This window comes from Pseudodesulfovibrio sp. 5S69, from assembly GCF_037094465.1.
In the GTDB taxonomy this organism is placed as follows: domain Bacteria; phylum Desulfobacterota; class Desulfovibrionia; order Desulfovibrionales; family Desulfovibrionaceae; genus Pseudodesulfovibrio; species Pseudodesulfovibrio methanolicus.
The window spans coordinates 161,428-180,589 of the sequence record NZ_CP146609.1; the positions used below are offsets into that span (position 1 = coordinate 161,428).

Sequence of the window (19,162 nt, forward strand, 5' to 3'; positions counted from 1 at the left end):
AACGCATCCCCCGAAAAAGCAACGGACCCCGGGAATTCGCGGGAGTCGTGAGGCTTGCCTTATTCCGCGCAGTCCCTTATCTGTGCCGGAATCAACCATGCGCACGTCCCCGACCACATGGCTTCCGGCAGCCCTGCTCCTCGCGGCCCTGTGCCTGTCGGGTCCGGACCGGGCCGAGGCCCATCCGCACGTCTACGTGGACGTGTCCCTGACCTTCCACCTGGACGACTCGGGCCTGTCGAGCGTGCACCAGAGGTGGCTCTTCGACGAGATCTTCACCCGGGCGATCCTGAGCGACCTCGGGCAGGACGCGGCCTCCCTGATCACGCCCGAAGGGCAGGCGGCCATACGCGACGGGGCGTTTTCGTACCTGGCAAACTACCACTACTTCACCCTGATCGAGACCGGCGGCAAGCGGCTGCCGGTGAGCGTCGAGCACTTCCGGGCCGGCCTGGAGGGGAACCGCTTCGTCTACGACTTCGACGTGCCGCTTTCCCTGCCCGTGGCCCGGCTGGCCGACTTCCGCATGGCCGTGTTCGACAAGGAATACTACACGGACATGATCTACGCCGAGAACGGCATCCGCTTCGACGTCCAAGGCGGGGTCTCGGTCAGCCACTCCATGCGGGCCGCCAACGACCAGACCTACTGGCAGTACATCGTGCCCGACGCCGTGCACCTGACCGTCACCGCCGCACCCGGCGCGGCCCCGTCCGTGGCGCCCGACCTTGCGGGCACGGCCGACGGCCCCGGACCGCTCGCCCGGCTCATGAGCCTGGTGCGGTCCACCCAGAAGGAGCTGACCAAACGGCTCAACGGGTTCGGCACGCGGCTGAAGGACGACCCGTGGGGCGCTCCCCTGTGGATGTTCTTGGCCCTGTCCTTTGTCTACGGGGTGGTCCACGCCGTGGGCCCCGGACACGGCAAGGCCGTGGTCTGCTCCTGGTTCCTGAGCCGCCCCGGCTCGCTTTTGCGCGGCGCGCTCATGGGCAACGCCATCACCTTCGTGCACATGGGCTCCGCCGCCTTGGCCGTGGGCGCGGCCTACCTGCTCTTCTCCTCGGGCATGGGCGGATTCGCCGCCGCCAGCCGGGCCATCCAGCCCGCCGGGTACGGGCTGCTCGCCTGCATGGGCCTGTTCCTGCTGGCCAAGAGCCTGCTCGACCTGCGCAGGGGCGGCCCGCTCGGTGCCCGCGCCTGCGCCCACGCCGAGCCCGAGGGCGGCGATGTCCGGTCCATCCTGGCCGTGTCCTTCGTCACCGGGCTCATCCCCTGCCCCGGCGCGGCGGTCATCCTGGCCTTCGCCATCGGCCTGAACATCTTCTGGACCGGGGTGGCGGCCCTGGTGGCCATGGCCCTGGGCATGGGGCTGACCACCACCCTGTTCGCCTGGTTCGCGGTCTCGGCCAGAAAGGCCGCCCTGACCCTGTCGGGCCGCAACCGCCGCCTGTTCAACACGGTCCACGCCGGGCTGTCCATCTGCGGCGCGGCCGCCATCGGCCTGTTCGGCACCGCCCTGTTCATCGGCTCCCTGACCGACTGATCCCGCTCCCCGAAGCGTCCCGAAGACCGGCCCGCCCCCGGCAATGGCCGTTCTCGTCCGGTTTTCTTGTTTGCAAAAAACAATTGACAAATTTTTTTACTTTTAGGTAAAAAGACCCTGGCTAAGCTTTCCAAATCGAAAATACGGAATAACAAAAATGAAAAATACATTGGATTCACAAGACAAGCGGCTGGTGGCCGAACTGACCCGCGACGGCCAGCTCTCGCCCGGCAAGATCGGGGCGGCCACGGGCGTGACCGCACCCACGGTCCGCTCGCGGCTCAAGAACCTGATGCAGGCGGGCGCGCTCAAAGTGGCCGGGCTGGTCAATCCCACGCGCATCAAGGGACTGACCGTGGCCCTGGTGGGCATCAGCCTGATGAGCCACGAGCAGCTCGGCGAAAAACTGGACCAGATCGGGGCCCTGCCCCGGGTCAACTGGGCGGCCGCAGTCACCGGGCGCTACGACATCATCGTGGAGATCGTCTGCCAGGAAGGCATGGACGACCTCTACCAGTTCCTGGACCAGGATCTTTCCCAGGTGGGCGGCATCAACGCCTCCGAATCGTTCGTTGTCATGAAATCCCGGCGCAAGTGGCTGCTGTTGCCCGACGCCGTGATCGAAACCTTCACCAAATAACGTTCAGCCGCCGGAGAGGGCGGATAGCTTTGCAAAGGAGCATCAAATGATTATCGGTATCCCCAAGGAAATCAAAACATTGGAAAATCGTGTCGCCATGACCCCCGGCGCTGTGGAATCCCTGGTCCGCCAGGGCAACGAAGTGCTGGTCGAGGCGGGCGCCGGACTGGGCAGCGGCCTGACCGACGCGGAATACGTGGCCGCCGGGGCCAAGATGGTTTCCGCAGCCGAAGCCTGGGGCGCGGAGATGGTCATCAAGGTCAAGGAGCCGCTGGAGAGCGAATTCCAGTACCTGCGCAAGGGCCTGCTCCTGTTCACCTACCTGCACCTGGCCGCCGCTCCTGAGCTGACCAAGGCCCTGCTCGACTCCGGCACCACCGGCGTGGCCTACGAGACCGTCAAGTCCGCCGACGGCACCCTGCCCCTGCTGACCCCCATGTCCGAGGTCGCCGGCCGCATGGCCACCCAGGTGGGCGCGCACTACCTGGAGAAGACCCAGGGCGGCCGCGGCATCCTGCTGGGCGGCGTGCCCGGCGTGTACCCCGCCGAAGTGCTCGTCCTGGGCGGCGGCGTGGTCGGCACCAACGCGGCCCGCATCGCCATGGGCATGGGCGCGCGCGTGACCATCCTCGACCTCTCCCACCAGCGGTTGCAGTACCTGGACGAAGTCTTCCAGGGCCGCATCACCACCATGATGTCCACCGAGCCCAACATCCGCCAGATGGTCCAGCGCGCCGACCTGGTCATCGGCGCGGTCCTGCTGCCCGGCGCCAAGACCCCGAACCTGATCACCCGCGACATGCTGCCCCTGATGAAGGAAGGCTCGGTCATCGTCGACGTGGCCGTGGACCAGGGCGGCTGCATCGAGACCACCAAGGCCACCACCCACGACAACCCGACCTATGTCATCGACGGCGTGGTCCACTACGGCGTGGCCAACATGCCCGGCGCGGTGCCCCGCACCTCCACCTTCGCCCTGGTCAACCAGACCGCTCCCTACGCCCTGCGCCTGGCCGCCAAGGGCCTGAAGGCCCTCAAGGACGACGCCGGACTGGCCCTGGGCCTGAACACCTGGGACGGCAAGCTGACCTGCCCGGCCGTGGGCGCCGCCCTGGACATCGAAGCCATGACCCCGGAAGAGGCCCTGGCCAAGATGTAGCCCCGACGGCATAACGCAAACGAAAAGACCCCGGTCGCAGGACCGGGGTCTTTTTCATTTTCCGTGGGCCGCGCATCAGCCCAGGGGCGCGACCAGCCGCCGCGTGATCCGGACCACCGAGGGGCTGGCCAGTACCCAGGCCAGGGCCGCGGCCACGGGGATCAGCAGCCAAGCCGTGGAGCCGAGCACGCCGTACGCGGCAGGCCACAGCCGGTAGGGCACGAGCAGCAGGGAGTGGAGCAGGTAGACGTGCAGGGAGTGGCGGCCGATGCGGGTCAGCGGATTTTCGCCCGGGGGGACCATGGCGAGGGCACCCAACCCCAGGCCGAAGGCCACGGCCAGTTGGATCGCGCGGGCGACCAGCCCCACGACCAGACCGGGCCCGAGGGCCGCGTATGGCCCGTTGCCGTAGAGCATGGGCTGGAAATTGTACCCGGAAAGCCACGCGGCCAGAAACAGCCCGGCCGCCGTCAGCGCCCATCCGGTCAGGCGGCCGAACGCGGCCGTGGGCGGGATGCCCCGCTCCCTGAGCCGGTGCCCGGCCAGGAAGAACGGCAGCAGCACCAAAGTCCGGGACAGGCTCAGGTCCAGGCCGATGAACGGCACAAACCCTGCGGCCAGGGCCAGCACGATGGATGCGGGCAGGGCGAACGGCACGCGCCGCGCATACGGCAGGATCATGCGCCAGCAGAACAGGCTGAGCAGGTACCACAGCCCATACAACCCCTGGAGGACCGGGTAGGGCTCCTGCCCCATGAGCCGCAGGATGAGCGTGTGCAGCGCCACGAAAACCACATACGGGGCCAGGAGCTGCCGACCGTTCCGGACCAGCGCCGCCCGCCCCGTCTCCACCCGCGACAGCCAGCCCGAGATCAGGGCGAACATGGGCATATGAAAGGAATAGACATAGAAATAAAGCGCGTCCGCCGCCCGGTCCCCGCTGGGCACGGGCCAGACCAGGTGGCCCATGACCACCAGGATGATGAGCAGCCCCTTGGCGTTGTCGATGCGGGTGTCGCGGCCGGTCATGGTTACCTTTTAGCAGACTCGGTGCGGCCGGGGAAGCGTGCCGGGATGCCCTGCGGACCGCTACTGGACCAGCAGCTTCTGTCCGGGGTGGATGGTGGACCGCCTGGATAGCTTGTTCAGCTTGCACAGCCGGTACAAGCTCATGTCGTGTTCCCGGGCGATCTCGGTCAGGGAATCCCCCCGCTTGACCACGTAGGTGTCGGGCTTGAGGGTCTCGCGGTACTTGGCCATGAGCGGGTGGTAGCGTTCGGCGAACTCCCCGGCCGCGCCCTCGGGCAGGAAGAGGACGTGCTGGCCGGGCGGGATGATCTCGCCCAGCAACTGCGGGTTGAGGTCGCGGATGTCCTTGTAGTAGGTGCCAGCGGCCTTGGCCACCAGGGTCAGGGGCGTGGGGTACTTGGCCCGCAGCTTGACCCGGTCGAACTTGCGCGGCTTGTAGTAGTCCTCGGGGTGCAGGTCGAAGCCGTAGCGCGCCGGGTCGGTCAGGATGAGCTTGGCCGCGATGGCCCGGAGCACGTAACGCTGGGTCTCCGCGGGCAGGTGCAGGTGGTAGTAGTCCTTGACCTCCTGCATCTCGATCTGCCTGTCCAGCCCCTGCTCGCCCATGTTGTAGGCCGCGCAGGCCAGGGTCCAGGAGCCGAACCGGTCGTGCAGGTCCTTGAGGTAGGCCGCGGCCGCGCCCGTGGCGAAATAGAAGTTGCGCCGCTCGTCCACGAAGCGGTCCACGGTCAGGTCGTAGTTGCAAGCCGTGGAGGCGATGAACTGCCAGATGCCGCGCGCACCCCGGCTCGACCCGGCCCTGGGCTTGAGCGCGGACTCGATGACCGCGACGTACTTGAGGTCGTCGGGCATGCCGCGGCCGCGCAGCACGGTCTGGATGTGTGGGAAATAGCGGCCCGTGCGTTTGAGCCAGAGGATGACCTGGGCGCGGTCCCAGAGCATGAGCAGGAGTTCCTTTTCCAGCCGCTCGCGCACCTCGGGCAGGTGCAGGGGCACGAACTCGCCGCAGAAATACAGCGGCCCCTTGATGCGGATGGCGGATTCGAGCGACGGGAAGGCGGCGGTCCGCATGGGCGCGAGCATCTCGATGTCCCCGGCCTGCGCGCGCAGGGGGGCGAGCAGCGCGAGGCAGAAGAGGATCAGTCCCGCCGCAAGCGGGAGAGCGGTGTGCCGCCTGGGCATGGATGCTCCCGTCAAGGCCGGGCAGGGGACTCCCCTGCCCGTGGCCGATTACAGTTTTGATTTCAGCACGATGTCGGTGATGGGGCCGCGCGAGCGGTCACCCTTCAGGACCATGTGCGCATAGTTCTTGTACCCCTTGAGCTTGCGGACTGTCCAGTTCAGGCCGTTGTTCGACTCGTTGAGGTACGGGTTGTCCACCTGCCGGGTGTCGCCCAGGCATATACACTTGACGCCCTCGCCCATGCGGGTCAGCAGGGCGCGGGTCTCACCGCGCGACAGGTTCTGCATCTCGTCCACGATGACCACCGCGTTCTCGATGTTCATACCGCGCAGGAAGGCCACGGGCTGGACCTCGAACTTCTTGGGGTTAAACTTGAAGGAGTCGCCGGTCGGGTCCATGAAGATGCGGTTGGCGGGCCGGATGTCGTGGAGTTTGATGAGCAGGTCCTGGATGTACTTGATGTACGGCAGCATCTTCTCCTCGATGTCGCCGGGCAGGTAGCCCATCTTGGCCCCGATCTCGACCACCGGCTTGACCAGGTAGATCTTGCGGTAGGGGTTGTCCTTGCGCTCCAGCATCAGGTACAGGGCCGCGGCCAGGGACAGGAAGGTCTTGCCGTAGCCCGCCTCGGACTGGATGGAAACCAGGTCGATGCCCTCGCAGAGCATCAGCTCCAGCGCCAGGTTCTGGTACACGCTGCGCGGCTTCACCCCCCATATCTCATGGGTGTAGCCGATCTCCTTGGGACCGTCCGGGCCGTGGAAGATCGGGGTGCCGTTCTCCCAGCGGAAACAGTTGCGCACGGGCTCGTCGCCCTCCTCCACGAACCCGGTGTAGCGCTGGGACTCGGACCGGAACGGGTCGGAGTCACGGTATTCCTCGCTGGGAATGCCGTAGCACTTGGCCTTGATCTGGAGGATGCGGTCGTTGGTGATCAGCGTCGCCTCTTCCGGCCCCACGTGGAGGATTTCCTTGAGGATGCGGTCGTCCATCACGGGGTCCGTGAGGGTCTCGGCAAAGTCCGGGGGGAAGATGTTGACGGCTTCGTCTTCGAGGATGGCCCGCACCGCCTGGGAGACGATGTGGCCGATGCGCGGGTCTTTCTTCAGTCCGTCCAACTCGCCCAGGACGGTGTAGGGAATGTATATCTGGTTTTCCACCCCGTTTCTCAGGGCGACGATACATTTGGGGTTTTCAATAAGGACGTTGGTGTCGAGGACAAAATGCTTCTGGGCCATAATCCCCCGTCCGAGGTTGATGTTGATTCCAGGGTTTCTCACGACGTGGCACCCGTGGCCGGGAATCAGCGAATCAATTTCATTGTAAGCCTCCGCTTGGGTTCGACGATGCATGTAGAGCATGACCAGTTTTCACGAGAAAGTCTAGACGCAAGATGCCCGACAAGCCGGGGTCTCGTCATGGCGAACGGGTGACGATCCGACGCCTGGCCGGACCGGTGCAGTGCTCCGCAACCGTCCGCAAACCCTCGCGAAACAGGCCGCTCCCACAGGCCCGGACGGCTCGCATGCAATCTCTAGTTTATCGAAATATCAGGATAAAATTAATTCATAAATTCCGATCACCGACCCTAAGCATTCGCGTCTCGCGTCCGATAAGAGAAGCAACCGAGTACTCCCGGTCAGGTCCGGGAGGCGGGAAACGCATCCGCAAGGTTGCGGGAGAACGCGGTCGCACGGATGCGGCCGGGGGCTGTCGCAGCGGATGAGGGGAGACCTTGGGGAAGGGCGCGCCGCCCTTCCCGCAGACTTCAATAACCCAGGGAGGGGTTAATGAAGGGTTACGACGACAGCCGCGGACCGTCCGTGGCCCATATGGAGACCGAGCGTCTGCTCGACGGCTTCGACGAAGTGGACACCGGCCGCCACCGGGACACCGCCGAGGAGCGTGCCGACAAGATCGCCCGGCTCAAGGCCGAGGTGAACGCCGGCCGCTACGAACCCGACGTCATGGACATCGCCAGGCTGCTGACCTCGGCCATGGACCCGACGCTCTAGACGAAATCGCAGCGGCACTCGGGGCCGGGGCGGGAACATTCCCGCCCCGGCCCCGCTGTGTTTTGGAGCGCGATCATCCCCCTCTTACGCCTTCGACGCGAACTTTCCATTTTTCCGCCATGACTCCGCGAGGTTGACCCGGCCATGAATATCTGGTGAGTTGCGGAAGACCACCAAAAACCGCCCCCCACCGGAGGAACGCCCATGGGCTCCGCACCCCGTATGGATTGGAACAAGCTGCTCGACGCCACGCGCTACGGCCGAGAAAGCGAATCGAGCGACATCCGCAGCCCCTTCCAGCGCGACATCGACCGTATCCTGTTCAGCGACCACTTCCGGCGGCTGGCCCGCAAGACCCAGGTCCACCCGCTCAATGAAAACGACCACATCCATTCCCGGCTGACCCACAGCCTGGAGGTGGCCTCGGTGGGCAAGAGCTTGGGGGAGTTGGTGGGCGTGTTCTTGGAAGAGCAGGGAGAATTACCCGACAAACTGGAACCCCGCGACGTGGGCGAGGCCGTACAGGCCGCATGCCTGGCGCATGACATCGGCAATCCTCCCTTCGGGCATAGTGGAGAGGAGGCTATCAAGGATTGGTTCAAAAACAGGCAGCAGGATTTTAGGCATCTTCCTAAAGACTGCCTTGCGGACTTCACAAAGTTCGACGGAAACGCCATGGCCGTGCGCGTACTCCTGTCCACAGGTTTCCATCAGACGGGCATGAGCCCGACATACGCGGTTTTGGGCGCCCTGCTCAAGTATCCCTGGCCATCCCTGGCCGCCGAAAAGGACAAATTCAGCTATTTCCAGACCGAAGCCAAGGCCATGGAAAAGGTGGCGGATGCGCTCGGGCTCATCGCCATGGACAACCGGTGGTCCCGGCCGCCCCTGGCTTACCTGACCGAAGCGGCGGACGATATCTGCTACCGGATCATCGACATAGAGGACGCCACCGAGCTGGGCATACTGGACGGCTGGTTCATGTTCGAGTGCTTTGCGGAATACCTGGACCTCAAGACCGCGCCGGGAGAGGCTTACGACTGGGTATGGGGCGCGCACTTTCGGCAGCGCAACAGTCTCCTCCGCGCCAAGCTTATCACCGCCGCGACCCAAGAGGCCGCCGAGCTCTTCAAGGAGCATTACGACGCCATCATGACTGGAGAATTCGACAAAAAATACAGTCTGATGGAAAAATCAAAAACCGGCATATGCCGTCGTATCCACGACGTCTACAAAGACATTTCGGGTACAATATTCCTGTCGCGCAGAAAAGCCATCCTGGAGCTGGGAGCCCAGAACGCCCTGGGCAGGCTCCTGGACCAAACCATGATCGACGTGCATGAATTTTGCGACAAGGAACAGTCGGCCATCAACAAAAAGGTAAAGGCCATCCTGGGCGACGAAATCATCGATGCCATCCCCAAGGGCGAAAAACTCTGCCAATACCGCGTCATGATGGCCATCGTGGACTACATCTCCGGCATGACCGACAACTACGCCACCGACCTGTGCCGCAAGTTCCTGGGGCTGGGGTACTGAGTGCCGGCCTGACGAGGAAACGGCCGGCCCGGAACCATTCCGGGACCGGCCGCTTCGCGTGAGGAGGTGCAATGCCCACCCCTTCCCGACTGAGGCCTGGACGGGACATCTGCGCTTGTCATCCCCATAGCACAGCGGAGTCTTTTTTGCCGTTATAATCTGTTCCGCGGCGGCCGAGGGGCATAAAAAAACGGATTCGGGAAAACCCGAATCCGTTTTTTTTCGATATGTCGCGCCGGAGCTACTTTTCGGAGGCCACGTACCAGCCGCTGGACTTGGTCAGCAGGTCCTGGACCCGGCCCACCAGGGCGTGGGGGTCGGTCAGGTAGCCTTCGAGCAGCAGGGCCGACTCGTAGAGCTGGTTGGCGGCCTGGTCGATGAACGGGTCGTTCTCGTCCTTTTCCAGGATGGTCAGCATGTTGCGGATGAGCGCGTGGTCCGGGTTGATCTCCAGGATCTTCTTGGGAATGGAGGTGTCCTTGCTCATGACGCGCATGATCTTGTCCATGGACGAGGTCACGTTGCCGTCCGGGTTGGCCAGGCAGACCGGGGACTCGGACAGCCGGGTGGACGCCTTGACCTCGGTCACGGCGTCGCCGAGCGCGTCCTTCATGCGCTTGAGCAGCGTGTCCAGCTCGCCCTTCTGCGCCTCGTTCAGCGGCTCGGGCCTGTCCTCCTTTTCCATGGACTCGAACTTGTCGAGCTTGGCCATGTCCGCGTGCTCGGCCGAGACCAGGGTGCAGCCGTCATACTCGCGCAGCGCGTCCATGACGAACTCGTCGATGGGCTCGAACAGGTACAGGACCTCGACGTGCTTGCGCCGGAAGACTTCCAGGTGCGGGGACAGGGCCAGCGCCTCGCGGCTCGGACCGTAGGCGTAGTAAATCTCCTTCTGGTCCTCCTTGGCGCGGGCGATGTAGTCGGCAAAGGAGGTCAGCCCCTTGTCGTCGTCCATGGCCGAGGAATTGAAGCGGACCAGCCCGGCGAACTTGTCCTTGTTCAGGAAGTCCATGTAGCCCGCCTTGAAGAGCTCGCCGTGGGCGCGCCAGAACTCGTTGTAGCGGTCCGCGTCGTCCTTGGCCATCTTGCCCAGGTGGTCGAGCACCTGTTTGACCAGGGTGGAGCTGATCTTGCGCATGAGCAGGTTGTCCTGCAGGGTCTCGCGCGAGATGTTCAGGGGCAGGTCCTCGGTGTCCACGACACCCTTGACGAAGCCCAGGTACTCGGGGAGCAGGTCCTTGTTCTGCTTCTCGATGAGCACGCGGCGCACGTACAGGTCCAGTCCACGGTTCTCGCGGCCCAGGCCGAACGGATCGTTGCCGTGCTTGGGGATGAACATGAGCGCGTTGAACTGTACGGGCGCGTCCACCGAGGTGTGCAGGGTGTCGAAGGGGTCGTCCGGGTCAAACGTCAGGAACTTGTAGAACTCGGCGTACTGTTCGGCCTTGATCTGGAACTTGGGCTCACGCCACAGGGCCTGGATGGTGTTGACCCGCTCGTCGCCCACAAAAATAGGAAAGTTGATGAAATTGGAGTGGGTCTTGACCACCTGCTTGAGGTGCGCCTCATTGGTGAACTGGGAGGCCAGGTCCTCCTTGAGGCTGACGGTGATCTCGGTGCCGTGGGGCCGGTCCTCGTCCAACTCCTGGAGCTTGTAGTCGGTCCGGCCGTCCGAGGTCCAGGCGATGGCCTTGGCGTCGTCGTCCATGGACTTGGTGGTCACGGTGACCTCGTCGGCGACCATGTACACGGAATAGAAGCCCACGCCGAACCGCCCGATGAGCGAATCCATCGACTCCTTGCCCTCTTCGGCCAGCTTGGCCAGCTCGGCCGTGCCGGAGTGGGCGATGGTGCCGATGTTGCGCATCAGCTCGTCGCGGGTCATGCCCACGCCGGTGTCGGCCACGGTCAGGGTCTTGGCGTCGGCATCAACGGTGATGCGGATCTCCGGGGCCAACTCGTCGGTCTCGCCCGCGGCCTGGGTCTTGAACCGGGCCTTCTCCAGGGCGTCGGACGCGTTGGAGATCAGCTCGCGGAGAAATATCTCCTTGTTGGTGTACAGCGAGTGCACAAGGATATCGAGGAGTTGGCTGACCTCAGCCTTGAATTTGTGGGTGGTTTTCTTACCCATGAAAAATTACCTCCGTACAGGATGAGATGCGCGCCCGCCGAATGCGCGGCTCTCGCGCACCCGGCGGGACTTTTTCATAGAGAGAGTATGTTCGGGAATGGCGTCCCGGGAACAGGTCTTAAGTAGACACGGATTTGATCTTGTCAAGCAGGTATTTTTCCATTTCGCGCCGATCCTTGCGCAACCGGACCATCTCGGCCTCCATGACCGCGAGCTTTTCCTTGAGCTCGCGGTTCTCGGCCCTGAGCGCCTCGGTCTCCTGCATGGCCGCGGAGATACGCAGCGCGGTCTCCTCCAGCCCCTCGCGGATGTCGGCCACGTCGGGCACGCCCCCGCTCTCGGCCGCGAGCACCGAGCGGATGCCCTCGCCCACGGACTTGGCGATCTCCATGCCGATGGCCGCGGCCATGGTCATGACCTGGTCCATGGACCCGACGGCCTGGACGGAAGCCCCGCCCGAGGTGGCGGGCACCGCGTCGGCCTGGAGCGGATAGTCCTGGGACAGCCGGTCCATGACGTCGCGGGCCGTGTGGCCTTCCTTGAGCAGCCGGGAGATGGTCGCGAAAATCTCCACCGCCTCGGGCTTGAAGCGCTTCTGGCGCCCGCGCCCCACGCTCGGCAGATGCTGGGCGAACCGGTTCTTCCAGTAGTGCACCGTGGATTCGGGCAGGTCGAGCTCGCGGGCGATCTCGGCCACGGATAGGACTTTCTTGCCAGTCATGTCACGCTCCCTTGGCTAGCTTGCGGTCTTTGTTGTTTTTCATTGGAGTACCGGAATTAGCACTTTTCGACAAGAAAAAACAGACTCCATCATATTCATTTCACAATGTTTTTTATGAACAACAACAGACCGTAAGCCGTTGTGGTTGAAATTCATGAATTTTTCTAGACTTTTTCATGGAAAACAGGGCCGCGAACGCGGATTTGCACTCGGAGGCGGAACGCTCTATGGTCGCGGGGCCTGTGCACCGAGCCCCAAAAGGACACCACCATGAAATCGCTGCTCGCTTCCAAAACCCTCTATACCGCCGTCCGGGTGGTCCTCGGCCTGCTCTTCGTCTACGCCGGGACGGTCAAGCTCATGCATCCCGAAGGTTTTGCCGTGACCATCAACATCTACGGCCTGGTCTCCTGGAAGATGGCGGGCTTTCTGTCCTACACCATCCCCTGCGTGGAAATCCTGTCCGGGCTCTGCCTCGCCCTGGACGTGCGCGGCGCGTTGCTGATCATTGTCGCACAGTTGTTGGGGTTCATGGTGGTCCTGCTCTACGCCCTGTACCTCGGCCTGGACGCCGACTGCGGCTGCTTCGGCAACCCCAGGAACACCGACAACGCCCCCACCGGCCCCTTGGCCGCCTTCCTCCGCGACGCCGTCATGCTAGCGGGCTGCGCCCTGCTCTATGTCCAACGCCGCGTGGCTTGTTTCAGGCCGTGGTCGCTTGGGCGGTTCTTCGGGAAGAAAAAAGGCCGCTAGAGAAAGCCGCTTCGCGGCGATAGTCGGGTGATTTCGCTTTGATTCGCCCCGCCCTGGGGCTCACCCCTTTGGAATCCCTGTGTAGCCTGCGGCGAAGGGATTGGCGCGGGAGATGAAAGCGTTACGCGGAAGGTTTGGATAAGCGCGGCTCAAGACAATCCGAAAAGGCAGCGTATCGGGGCTCCCCCCAAAAACGTTCACCCACCCGCGAAGCGGCACAAAAAGTTTAGGAAGGAAGAGGGATGGAGGTCCGAGAAGAGAAGGAAACCTTTTCTCAAAGGGTTTCCTTCTCCCTTCCCCGGCGCCGGACGCAAAGCGGGGCCGCTGATGCGGCCCCGCTTTCGTCGTCCTGCGCCGATGCTACTGGACGAGTTGCCAGGAGCCGTCGGGTTGGCGGTAGGCCTTGGCGTAGACGGTCTGGTGGGAGCCGTCGGCCATGCGGGCCTTGATGGTCACATCGCGTTCGACGCGGCCGTCGTTGTATTCGCGCGGCGGTTCGGGGATGGCTTCGTAGCGGGTACGGGTATCGGGGTTGACCCACTCGGTGCTGTATCCGGACGGCGTGGTTTCGAGGGTATTGGACAGCCGGGCGCGGTCCGCCTTTTCCATTTCGTTGCCCACGATATACCCGGCGAGCATGCCCACGCCCGCGCCGATGGCGGCGCCGGACACCTTGTTCTTGAAAGTCAGCGCGCCCAGGGTGGCCCCGGCCAGGGTACCGATCCCGGCACCGTTCTGCGCCTGGGTGGTCTGGCAGCCTGCCAGCAGGGACAGCATCAGCACCAACGATACGGCGGTCTTCATCAGAGTAGTCTTCATGGTTTCATCCTCCTTGCAGCCTCACGGCCTGTTCGCATATTCGGCCGTTCGGCCTTGCTCTCGTACGGACATGAGCATGGCCCGTGCCACGAAAACCGACGCGATATTATTGATTTTTCAACAAGGAGTCCTATCAATGCGCCCACAATCTGCGCACGAGGATGCAAGAATTGTCCTCGGATGCGCCACGAAGCCTGCTTCGCGACAAGCGGGCTTCCTTCTCTCGATGGAGCGTCTCGGACGGCGCAGCCGTCCGACAGCGGCTCGCACCCCGCGCCCGCTCTCGAAAGCCCCCTACGCCAAACGCAATTCGTCGGGCACCTCGGGCATGGCTCCGGGCTGGGTGCAGACGTAGGCGGCGACCTTGGCGGCGTAGCGGTTGATCTTGTCCAGGGGCCATTGCTTGAGGTAACCGAGCACTAGGGCGGCGGTGAAGGCGTCTCCCGCGCCGATGGTGTCGACCACCCCGACCGGCTCGCCGGGCAGGTCGGCGACCGTGTCCGAAGACAGGAGCAGGCTGCCCTTGTCGCCGCGGGTCAGGACCGCGAGTTCGAGGCCGTGGCGCTCCATCAGGGCCCGCAGGGCGGGCTGCTCGCCCGGAGGCAGGGAGAAGAGGCGGGTCACGGTGTCGAGTTCGGCATCGTTGATCTTGAGCACGTCGGCCGCGTCCAGAGAGGCGGCCAGGAGCGCCGGGGTGTAGAAATCCTGGCGCAGGTTGATGTCGAAGACCTTGAGGGCCTTGCTCGCTCCGGCCAGAAAGCGGTGGACGGCCCGGCGGGAGACCTCGGCGCGCTGGGCCAGGGAGCCGAAGCAGACGGCGTCCGCGTTGGCGGCCAGGGTCAGGGCGGACTGATCCAGGGTCAGAAAATCCCAGGCCACGTCGTCCGGGAAGACATAGGTGGCCACGCCGTCCGCATCCACTCGGGCGTCCACCGTGCCGGTGGGATGGTCCGGGTCCAGGGACACGGCGTCGATGTTCAGCCCCAGGCAGACGAGCAGGGACAGGGCCTCGCGGCCCAGGTTGTCGTCGCCCACGCGGGACACCGGCACCCCGGCCCCGCCCAGGGCGTTGAGGTGATAGGCAAAATTGGCGGGCGCCCCGCCCAGCAGACGGGTCTGGGGCAGGACGTCCCAGAGAATCTCTCCCAATCCCACGGCAAGTATCGGCTGCATGGCTACCCCGCTCTTTCCACGATCTGTTTGAGGCGCGCCTCGGCCCGCTCGCGCAACGGCGGATCCGCGGACGCGGTCCGTTCCAGAAAGGCCACGAGGTTGTCCAGGGCCTCCTCCATGTAGGGATGGTCCGGCCCGAGCGAACGCTCAAAGGCGGTAAAGCCGCGCTCGAAGCAGTCGAAGGCCTCCTCGGTCCGGCCCCGGTCGTCCAGGAACAGGGCCAGGTTGCAGAGCGCCTGCCCGGTCTCGGGGTGGTCCTCGCCGAAGGCGCGGCTGCGGATGGACAGGCTCTTGCGGAAATGGGCCTCGGCCTCGGGGTCCTTGCCCAGCCGCTCGAAGAGGAGTCCGGCCAGGTTATGGCTCGCGGCGGTCTCCGGGTGGTGTTCGCCATACAGGGAGATGGTCAGCTCCAGGCTCTCCAGGGCGCGCTTCAGCCCCTCTTCTGGGCGATCCAGGGCGTCCAGGACCAGGGCCAGGTTGTGCAGGCAGGAGGCCGCAGCCGGGTGGCGCTCCTGATTCGAGGCCCGGAGCACGGCCTGGCATTCGTTCAGGGCGGCCTCGGCCCCGGACAGGTCGCCGCGCGCCTGCTTGACCATGGCCAGCCCGATCAGGACCGGGGCCGTGGCCGGGTTGTTCTCGGTGAAAATCTCGCGTTGCAGGTCCAGGCAGGCCTTGAACGCGGCCTCGGCGCGGGGCAGGTCCTCCCCGGCCCGGTAGACCGTGGCCAGCCCTTCGAGGTCGGCCGCGATGTCCGGGTGCTGCCCGCCCTTGAGGGCCACGTCCACGGCCATGGCCGCTTCCAGGAGTTCGGCGGCCTCCTTGTGGCGGCGCTGGAAGTAGAGGGAAAAGCCGGTCTGGTGCAGGACCCGGTTGGCGGCGGCGGTGTTCACGCCGAGTTCGGCGGCCAGGTCGCGGCAGGCCAGCACGTGGGGCATGAGCCACTCGACCAGGGGCCAGTTCTGCGGGTCGGCGTCGGGCAGGGCCAGGTTCAGGGCGTAGACGGCCCGCCCGGCCCACTCGGCGACCTGCTCCGGGTCCAGCGACTCGCGCAGGGCCTGGCGCACCTCGGCGGGCAGGGCGAAGACCTGATGGTCCGCGTCGGCATCGACCAGGTCGCGGCCGACCAGCGGGTCCATGAGGGCCGTGGCCGCGAAAAAGGCCGCGGCCGGGTTGACCAGGGCCGGATTGTGCGGGGTGCCGTCCATGGACAGGGCGAAGTCGTAGGGCAGGGGGGCGTCGGCCAGCATGGCGGCCATGAAGAGTGCCTCGGCCCCGCCGGGGGCCTCCCGCTCCACCTCCCGGACCAGGTCCAGGATGGCCTCGGGGCTGCGGTCGTCGCGTGTTTGCGTCACGGAATGCTCCTTGTTGGCAAATCTCGCTCTGACTATCCGGTTTGCCGGGGGAATTCAAGGCGACCCGCGAAAAAGGGCGCTGCCCGGACCGGCCGGACAGCGCCCCGGAAGGCGGTGATAGGGGAGCGGCTAGCGCTTGACCGAGATGAGCGTGTTCAGGACCGAGTCCGAGGTGGTGATGACCTTGGTGTTGGCCTGGTAGCCACGCTGGGTGACGATCATGTTGGCGAACTCCTGGGCCATGTCCACGTTGCTCTCCTCCAGGGAATTCTGGCTGATGGTCCCGCGCCCCCGGTCCCCGGCCGTGCCGAGCATGGCCTCGCCCGAGGCGTCGGTGGCCAGGAAATTGGTCCCGCCGTCGCGCTTGAGCCCCCACGGGCTGTTGAACTTGTAGACGGCGACCTGGAACAGCTCCTCGTCCTGTCCGTTGGAAAAATGGCCGCTCATGATCCCGTTCTCGTCCACGCTGACGCTGTTGAGGTATCCCCAGGTGTAGCCGTCCTGGAGATGGTACAGGGTGGCGGACGGCTTGTCGTAATTGGTGCTCACGCGGGCGTCGCGGTCCATGTTGTCCATCTCGGGCAGCAGGTCCACCCGGTTGCCGATGGAGGCGGCCGTGCCCCCGCCGCTGGACCGCCAGGAACCGCTGGTGGAGCTGAGGCCGAAATCGTAGCTGATGGTGCTGGTCGCGCCGAAGGCCGCGCCGTTGCTGCCGAAGGTGTAGTCGAACTGCGGCAGGCCCTCCTCGCTGAAGGTCGCCGGGACCCAGGAGGAGAGGCTGGTGCCGCCCGCCGCCGAAGTGGCCGAGGAGTCCAGGGTGTAGGCCGACTGGTTGATCAGCACGCCCCGGTCGTTGAAGGTCAGGACCCCCATCCCGGCCAACCCGGCCGCCGAGGTGCCGTAGGCCTCCGAGCCGTCCGACTCCCCGGGCATGGCGACGACGTATTCCCAGTAGGAATAGCCCGGCGTGGCGTTGGACAGGTTGTCGGTGGACACCGGGTCGAAATAGATGGTCATTTCATGGCTGTTGCCGAATTCGTCGTATACATCCATGGAGGTGGAGTACTGCGGCCGGTCGCTGCCGAACGGCGAGCCCGCGTTGCTCTGGTTGGCGTTGTAGGCCTCAAGCATGGCAAAGAACGGGTTGTTCTGGCTGGAAATCTGGCTGGTGGCCGAGTGGTCGAGCTGGGTGACCATCTCGACGGAGGAGGTCGCCCGTGGCTCTGACCGGACCACGCGGGCGGTCTGGCCGTCCACGGTGATGTCCTCGTAGGGGAGCTGGATGTCGGACACGGCGGTGCCCCAGGCGTTGGCATCCCTATCGTAGGCGTAGCCCTGCAGCCGGTACCCTTCGGGGTTGACCAGATAGGCCTCGTTGTCGAAGCGGAATCCGCCGGCACGGGTGTAACGGAGGACGCCCGAGGCGTCGCTGACACCGAAGAAGCCCTGGCCCGAAATGGCCAAGTCCGTGGACTCCGTGCTCGAAGACAGGGGCCCGTCCGTAAAGATGCCCCGTATGGCGGACACGCCCACGCCCATGCCCATCTGGCTGATGCGCACGGCTTCCGAGTCGTACTTGGCGCCGCCCGAAGCCACCTGTTGGCTGATCAAATCGCCGAACAGGATGTTCGAGCGCTTGTAGCCGATGGTGTCGACGTTGGCCAGATTGTTGGCCAGGACCTGCATGCCCTGGCTGTGGGCGATCACGCCGGTGGCGCCCACATACATGCTTCCAAAACTCATACTACCTCCGATCCGGCGCTGGCCGGATTCGCGGGAACCACCGGGATACCCATTCCCGGCAATAAATTCCCGACGCCTTCTCGGAAGGATAAAGAGCAAGGGGTGTGCCATCAGGAAAACTTCACGTTTTCAAGGGGAAAGGATCGGTCGGGGCGCGGCACTTCCTGCCGGGAGCCCGGCCCGGACCGCCCGTTCGCCGTCGGGCGCGCGGCCGCGCCCCGGCCGCGCGCAGACCCCGGACAACCGATCTTTCCCTTGCCAGATACCGGCTGCGCGCGTAGGCTGGCGCGACTTTCCAATCAGAGTGACATCAAACGAAACAATGGAGATATAGTAATGAAACGGATTCTTCCCCTGCTCTTCGTCGCCATCCTGGCCTTGGGCCTGAGCGCCTGCAACCAGGAGCCGTCGGTCAAGATCGGCGTCGTGGACGAGGCCGCCGCCTTCAAGGAAAACAAGCTGGCCACCGAGGCCATGGCTCACCTCCAGGAGATGGGCAAGCCCCTGCAGCAAAAGGCCGAAGCCGCGTACAAGGCCATGCAGGCCAACCAGACCGAAGAGACCGTGGCCGCCTACAAGCTGGCCATGGGCGAATTGCAGAACACCATGAACGCCGAGCAGCAACGCATCGTCGCCATGGTCGACGCCAAGTTCAACGAAATTCTGGAGAACTACCGCAAGGAAAAGGGATTGTCCCTGATCCTGAGCAAGCAGGCCGTGATCGCGTCCAGCGACACCGTGGACATCACCAAGGACATCGAGGCCGCCATGAACAACGTGACCATGGACTTCTCGCTGCCCGAGGCACCCAAGGCCGAGGCGCCCAAGGCCGAGGCTCCGGCAGCCGAACAAGCCGCCCCGGCAGCCGAGGCGCCCGCCAAGGCCGCTCCCGAGGCGAAGAAGGACGCGGAATAACCGCTCCCGCCCTCCGCACACAGCAAAAGGCCTGTCCGCCACATGGCGGACAGGCCTTTTTTTCGTCTCGGGCTCCGGTTCAGCCGTTGTTTCGGAAACGGAGCATGAGCTCCCTGGCCTGATCCAGGCTCCCGGTAAACAGGTCGAGCCGGTCGCGCACGACCTCCAGCTTCCCGTCGCGTCCCGCGTGTTCCATTTCCAGGGCCAGTCTGCCCAGGACATCGGCACGGACCACGCCGCACATGCCCTTGAGAGAATGGGCCAGTTTGGTCCCCTGGACGATATCCCCGGCGCCCAGCGCTTCGGTCAACTCCGCAACGCGCTTCGGGCAATCCTCGAGAAAGGCATCGATAAGTTCCACGGCCAGCTCCCTGTCATGGGCAAGGCTGGACAGGAACTGATCGGTGTCGAACAGATCCCGCGTCATTGTTCCCCCCCTTCGGTTCC

General features: G+C 64.7%; 17 protein-coding genes. 7 read left to right on the plus strand and 10 right to left on the minus strand.

Annotated features, from left to right (window positions below; all coding sequences use genetic code 11):
- Nucleotides 1–97 precede the first annotated feature (97 nt).
- The 3 genes from V8V93_RS00815 to ald all read left to right on the plus strand — a co-directional run bounded on the left by V8V93_RS00815 (nt 98) and on the right by ald (nt 3,342).
- Nucleotides 98–1,543: a DUF1007 family protein gene (locus tag V8V93_RS00815; RefSeq protein ID WP_338668469.1), complete on the plus strand. Its 1,446-nt coding sequence runs from the start codon at nt 98–100 to the stop codon at nt 1,541–1,543.
- A 157-nt stretch (nt 1,544–1,700) separates the two neighbouring features.
- Nucleotides 1,701–2,183 carry an Lrp/AsnC family transcriptional regulator gene (locus V8V93_RS00820; RefSeq protein ID WP_338668471.1) on the plus strand — a complete coding sequence of 161 codons (483 nt, stop codon included), beginning with the start codon at nt 1,701–1,703 and terminating at the stop codon, nt 2,181–2,183.
- A 46-nt stretch (nt 2,184–2,229) separates the two neighbouring features.
- A complete protein-coding gene (gene ald / locus V8V93_RS00825; RefSeq protein ID WP_338668472.1) occupies nt 2,230–3,342 on the plus strand; it encodes an alanine dehydrogenase in 1,113 nt (370 codons plus the stop codon).
- A 75-nt stretch (nt 3,343–3,417) separates the two neighbouring features.
- On the opposite strand, the gene V8V93_RS00830 is transcribed toward ald, so the two are convergent.
- From V8V93_RS00830 to V8V93_RS00840, 3 genes are read right to left on the minus strand one after another with little or no spacing between them, the layout of a single operon-like run.
- Nucleotides 3,418–4,371 (minus strand): acyltransferase family protein, encoded by a 954-nt coding sequence (locus tag V8V93_RS00830; RefSeq protein ID WP_338668473.1) that lies wholly within the window; start codon nt 4,369–4,371, stop codon nt 3,418–3,420.
- Nucleotides 4,372–4,431: 60 nt separating this feature from the next.
- Nucleotides 4,432–5,553: a lytic transglycosylase domain-containing protein gene (locus tag V8V93_RS00835; RefSeq protein WP_338668474.1), complete on the minus strand. Its 1,122-nt coding sequence runs from the start codon at nt 5,551–5,553 to the stop codon at nt 4,432–4,434.
- Between the two features lie 48 nt (nt 5,554–5,601).
- Nucleotides 5,602–6,792, minus strand: coding sequence for a PhoH family protein (locus V8V93_RS00840; protein WP_338668475.1), 1,191 nt, complete (start codon nt 6,790–6,792; stop codon nt 5,602–5,604).
- A 552-nt stretch (nt 6,793–7,344) separates the two neighbouring features.
- Here V8V93_RS00840 and V8V93_RS00845 point away from each other — a divergent pair.
- Together V8V93_RS00845 and dgt are read left to right on the plus strand one after the other, a co-directional pair.
- Nucleotides 7,345–7,569, plus strand: coding sequence for a flagellar biosynthesis anti-sigma factor FlgM (locus tag V8V93_RS00845; RefSeq protein ID WP_338668476.1), 225 nt, complete (start codon nt 7,345–7,347; stop codon nt 7,567–7,569).
- Between the two features lie 204 nt (nt 7,570–7,773).
- Nucleotides 7,774–9,108 (plus strand): dGTP triphosphohydrolase, encoded by a 1,335-nt coding sequence (gene dgt, locus V8V93_RS00850; RefSeq protein ID WP_338668477.1) that lies wholly within the window; start codon nt 7,774–7,776, stop codon nt 9,106–9,108.
- A gap of 241 nt (nt 9,109–9,349) precedes the next feature.
- Here dgt and htpG read toward each other — a convergent pair whose 3' ends face one another.
- Both htpG and V8V93_RS00860 read right to left on the minus strand, forming a co-directional pair.
- Nucleotides 9,350–11,239 (minus strand): molecular chaperone HtpG, encoded by a 1,890-nt coding sequence (htpG, locus tag V8V93_RS00855; RefSeq protein ID WP_338668478.1) that lies wholly within the window; start codon nt 11,237–11,239, stop codon nt 9,350–9,352.
- Nucleotides 11,240–11,357: 118 nt separating this feature from the next.
- Complete coding sequence (locus V8V93_RS00860; RefSeq protein WP_338668479.1) at nt 11,358–11,960, minus strand: MerR family transcriptional regulator; 603 nt, start codon at nt 11,958–11,960, stop codon at nt 11,358–11,360.
- 270 nt (nt 11,961–12,230) lie between these two features.
- Between V8V93_RS00860 and V8V93_RS00865 the strand changes: the two genes are divergently transcribed.
- On the plus strand, nt 12,231–12,713 hold the full coding sequence (locus V8V93_RS00865; RefSeq protein WP_338668480.1) for a MauE/DoxX family redox-associated membrane protein: 483 nt from the start codon (nt 12,231–12,233) through the stop codon (nt 12,711–12,713).
- 360 nt (nt 12,714–13,073) lie between these two features.
- Here V8V93_RS00865 and V8V93_RS00870 read toward each other — a convergent pair whose 3' ends face one another.
- The 4 genes from V8V93_RS00870 to V8V93_RS00885 form a co-directional block, all read right to left on the minus strand.
- A complete protein-coding gene (locus tag V8V93_RS00870) occupies nt 13,074–13,532 on the minus strand; it encodes a glycine zipper domain-containing protein (RefSeq protein WP_338668481.1) in 459 nt (152 codons plus the stop codon).
- 294 nt (nt 13,533–13,826) lie between these two features.
- A complete protein-coding gene (locus tag V8V93_RS00875; protein ID WP_338668482.1) occupies nt 13,827–14,705 on the minus strand; it encodes a carbohydrate kinase family protein in 879 nt (292 codons plus the stop codon).
- A gap of 2 nt (nt 14,706–14,707) precedes the next feature.
- Entirely contained in the window at nt 14,708–16,057 is a 1,350-nt protein-coding gene (locus V8V93_RS00880) for a tetratricopeptide repeat protein (RefSeq protein WP_338668483.1), read from the minus strand.
- A 129-nt stretch (nt 16,058–16,186) separates the two neighbouring features.
- Nucleotides 16,187–17,800: a flagellar hook protein FlgE gene (locus V8V93_RS00885; protein ID WP_338668484.1), complete on the minus strand. Its 1,614-nt coding sequence runs from the start codon at nt 17,798–17,800 to the stop codon at nt 16,187–16,189.
- A 336-nt stretch (nt 17,801–18,136) separates the two neighbouring features.
- Between V8V93_RS00885 and V8V93_RS00890 the strand changes: the two genes are divergently transcribed.
- On the plus strand, nt 18,137–18,715 hold the full coding sequence (locus V8V93_RS00890; protein WP_338668485.1) for an OmpH family outer membrane protein: 579 nt from the start codon (nt 18,137–18,139) through the stop codon (nt 18,713–18,715).
- 79 nt (nt 18,716–18,794) lie between these two features.
- On the opposite strand, the gene V8V93_RS00895 is transcribed toward V8V93_RS00890, so the two are convergent.
- Nucleotides 18,795–19,142: an Hpt domain-containing protein gene (locus V8V93_RS00895; protein WP_338668486.1), complete on the minus strand. Its 348-nt coding sequence runs from the start codon at nt 19,140–19,142 to the stop codon at nt 18,795–18,797.
- Nucleotides 19,143–19,162 lie beyond the last annotated feature (20 nt).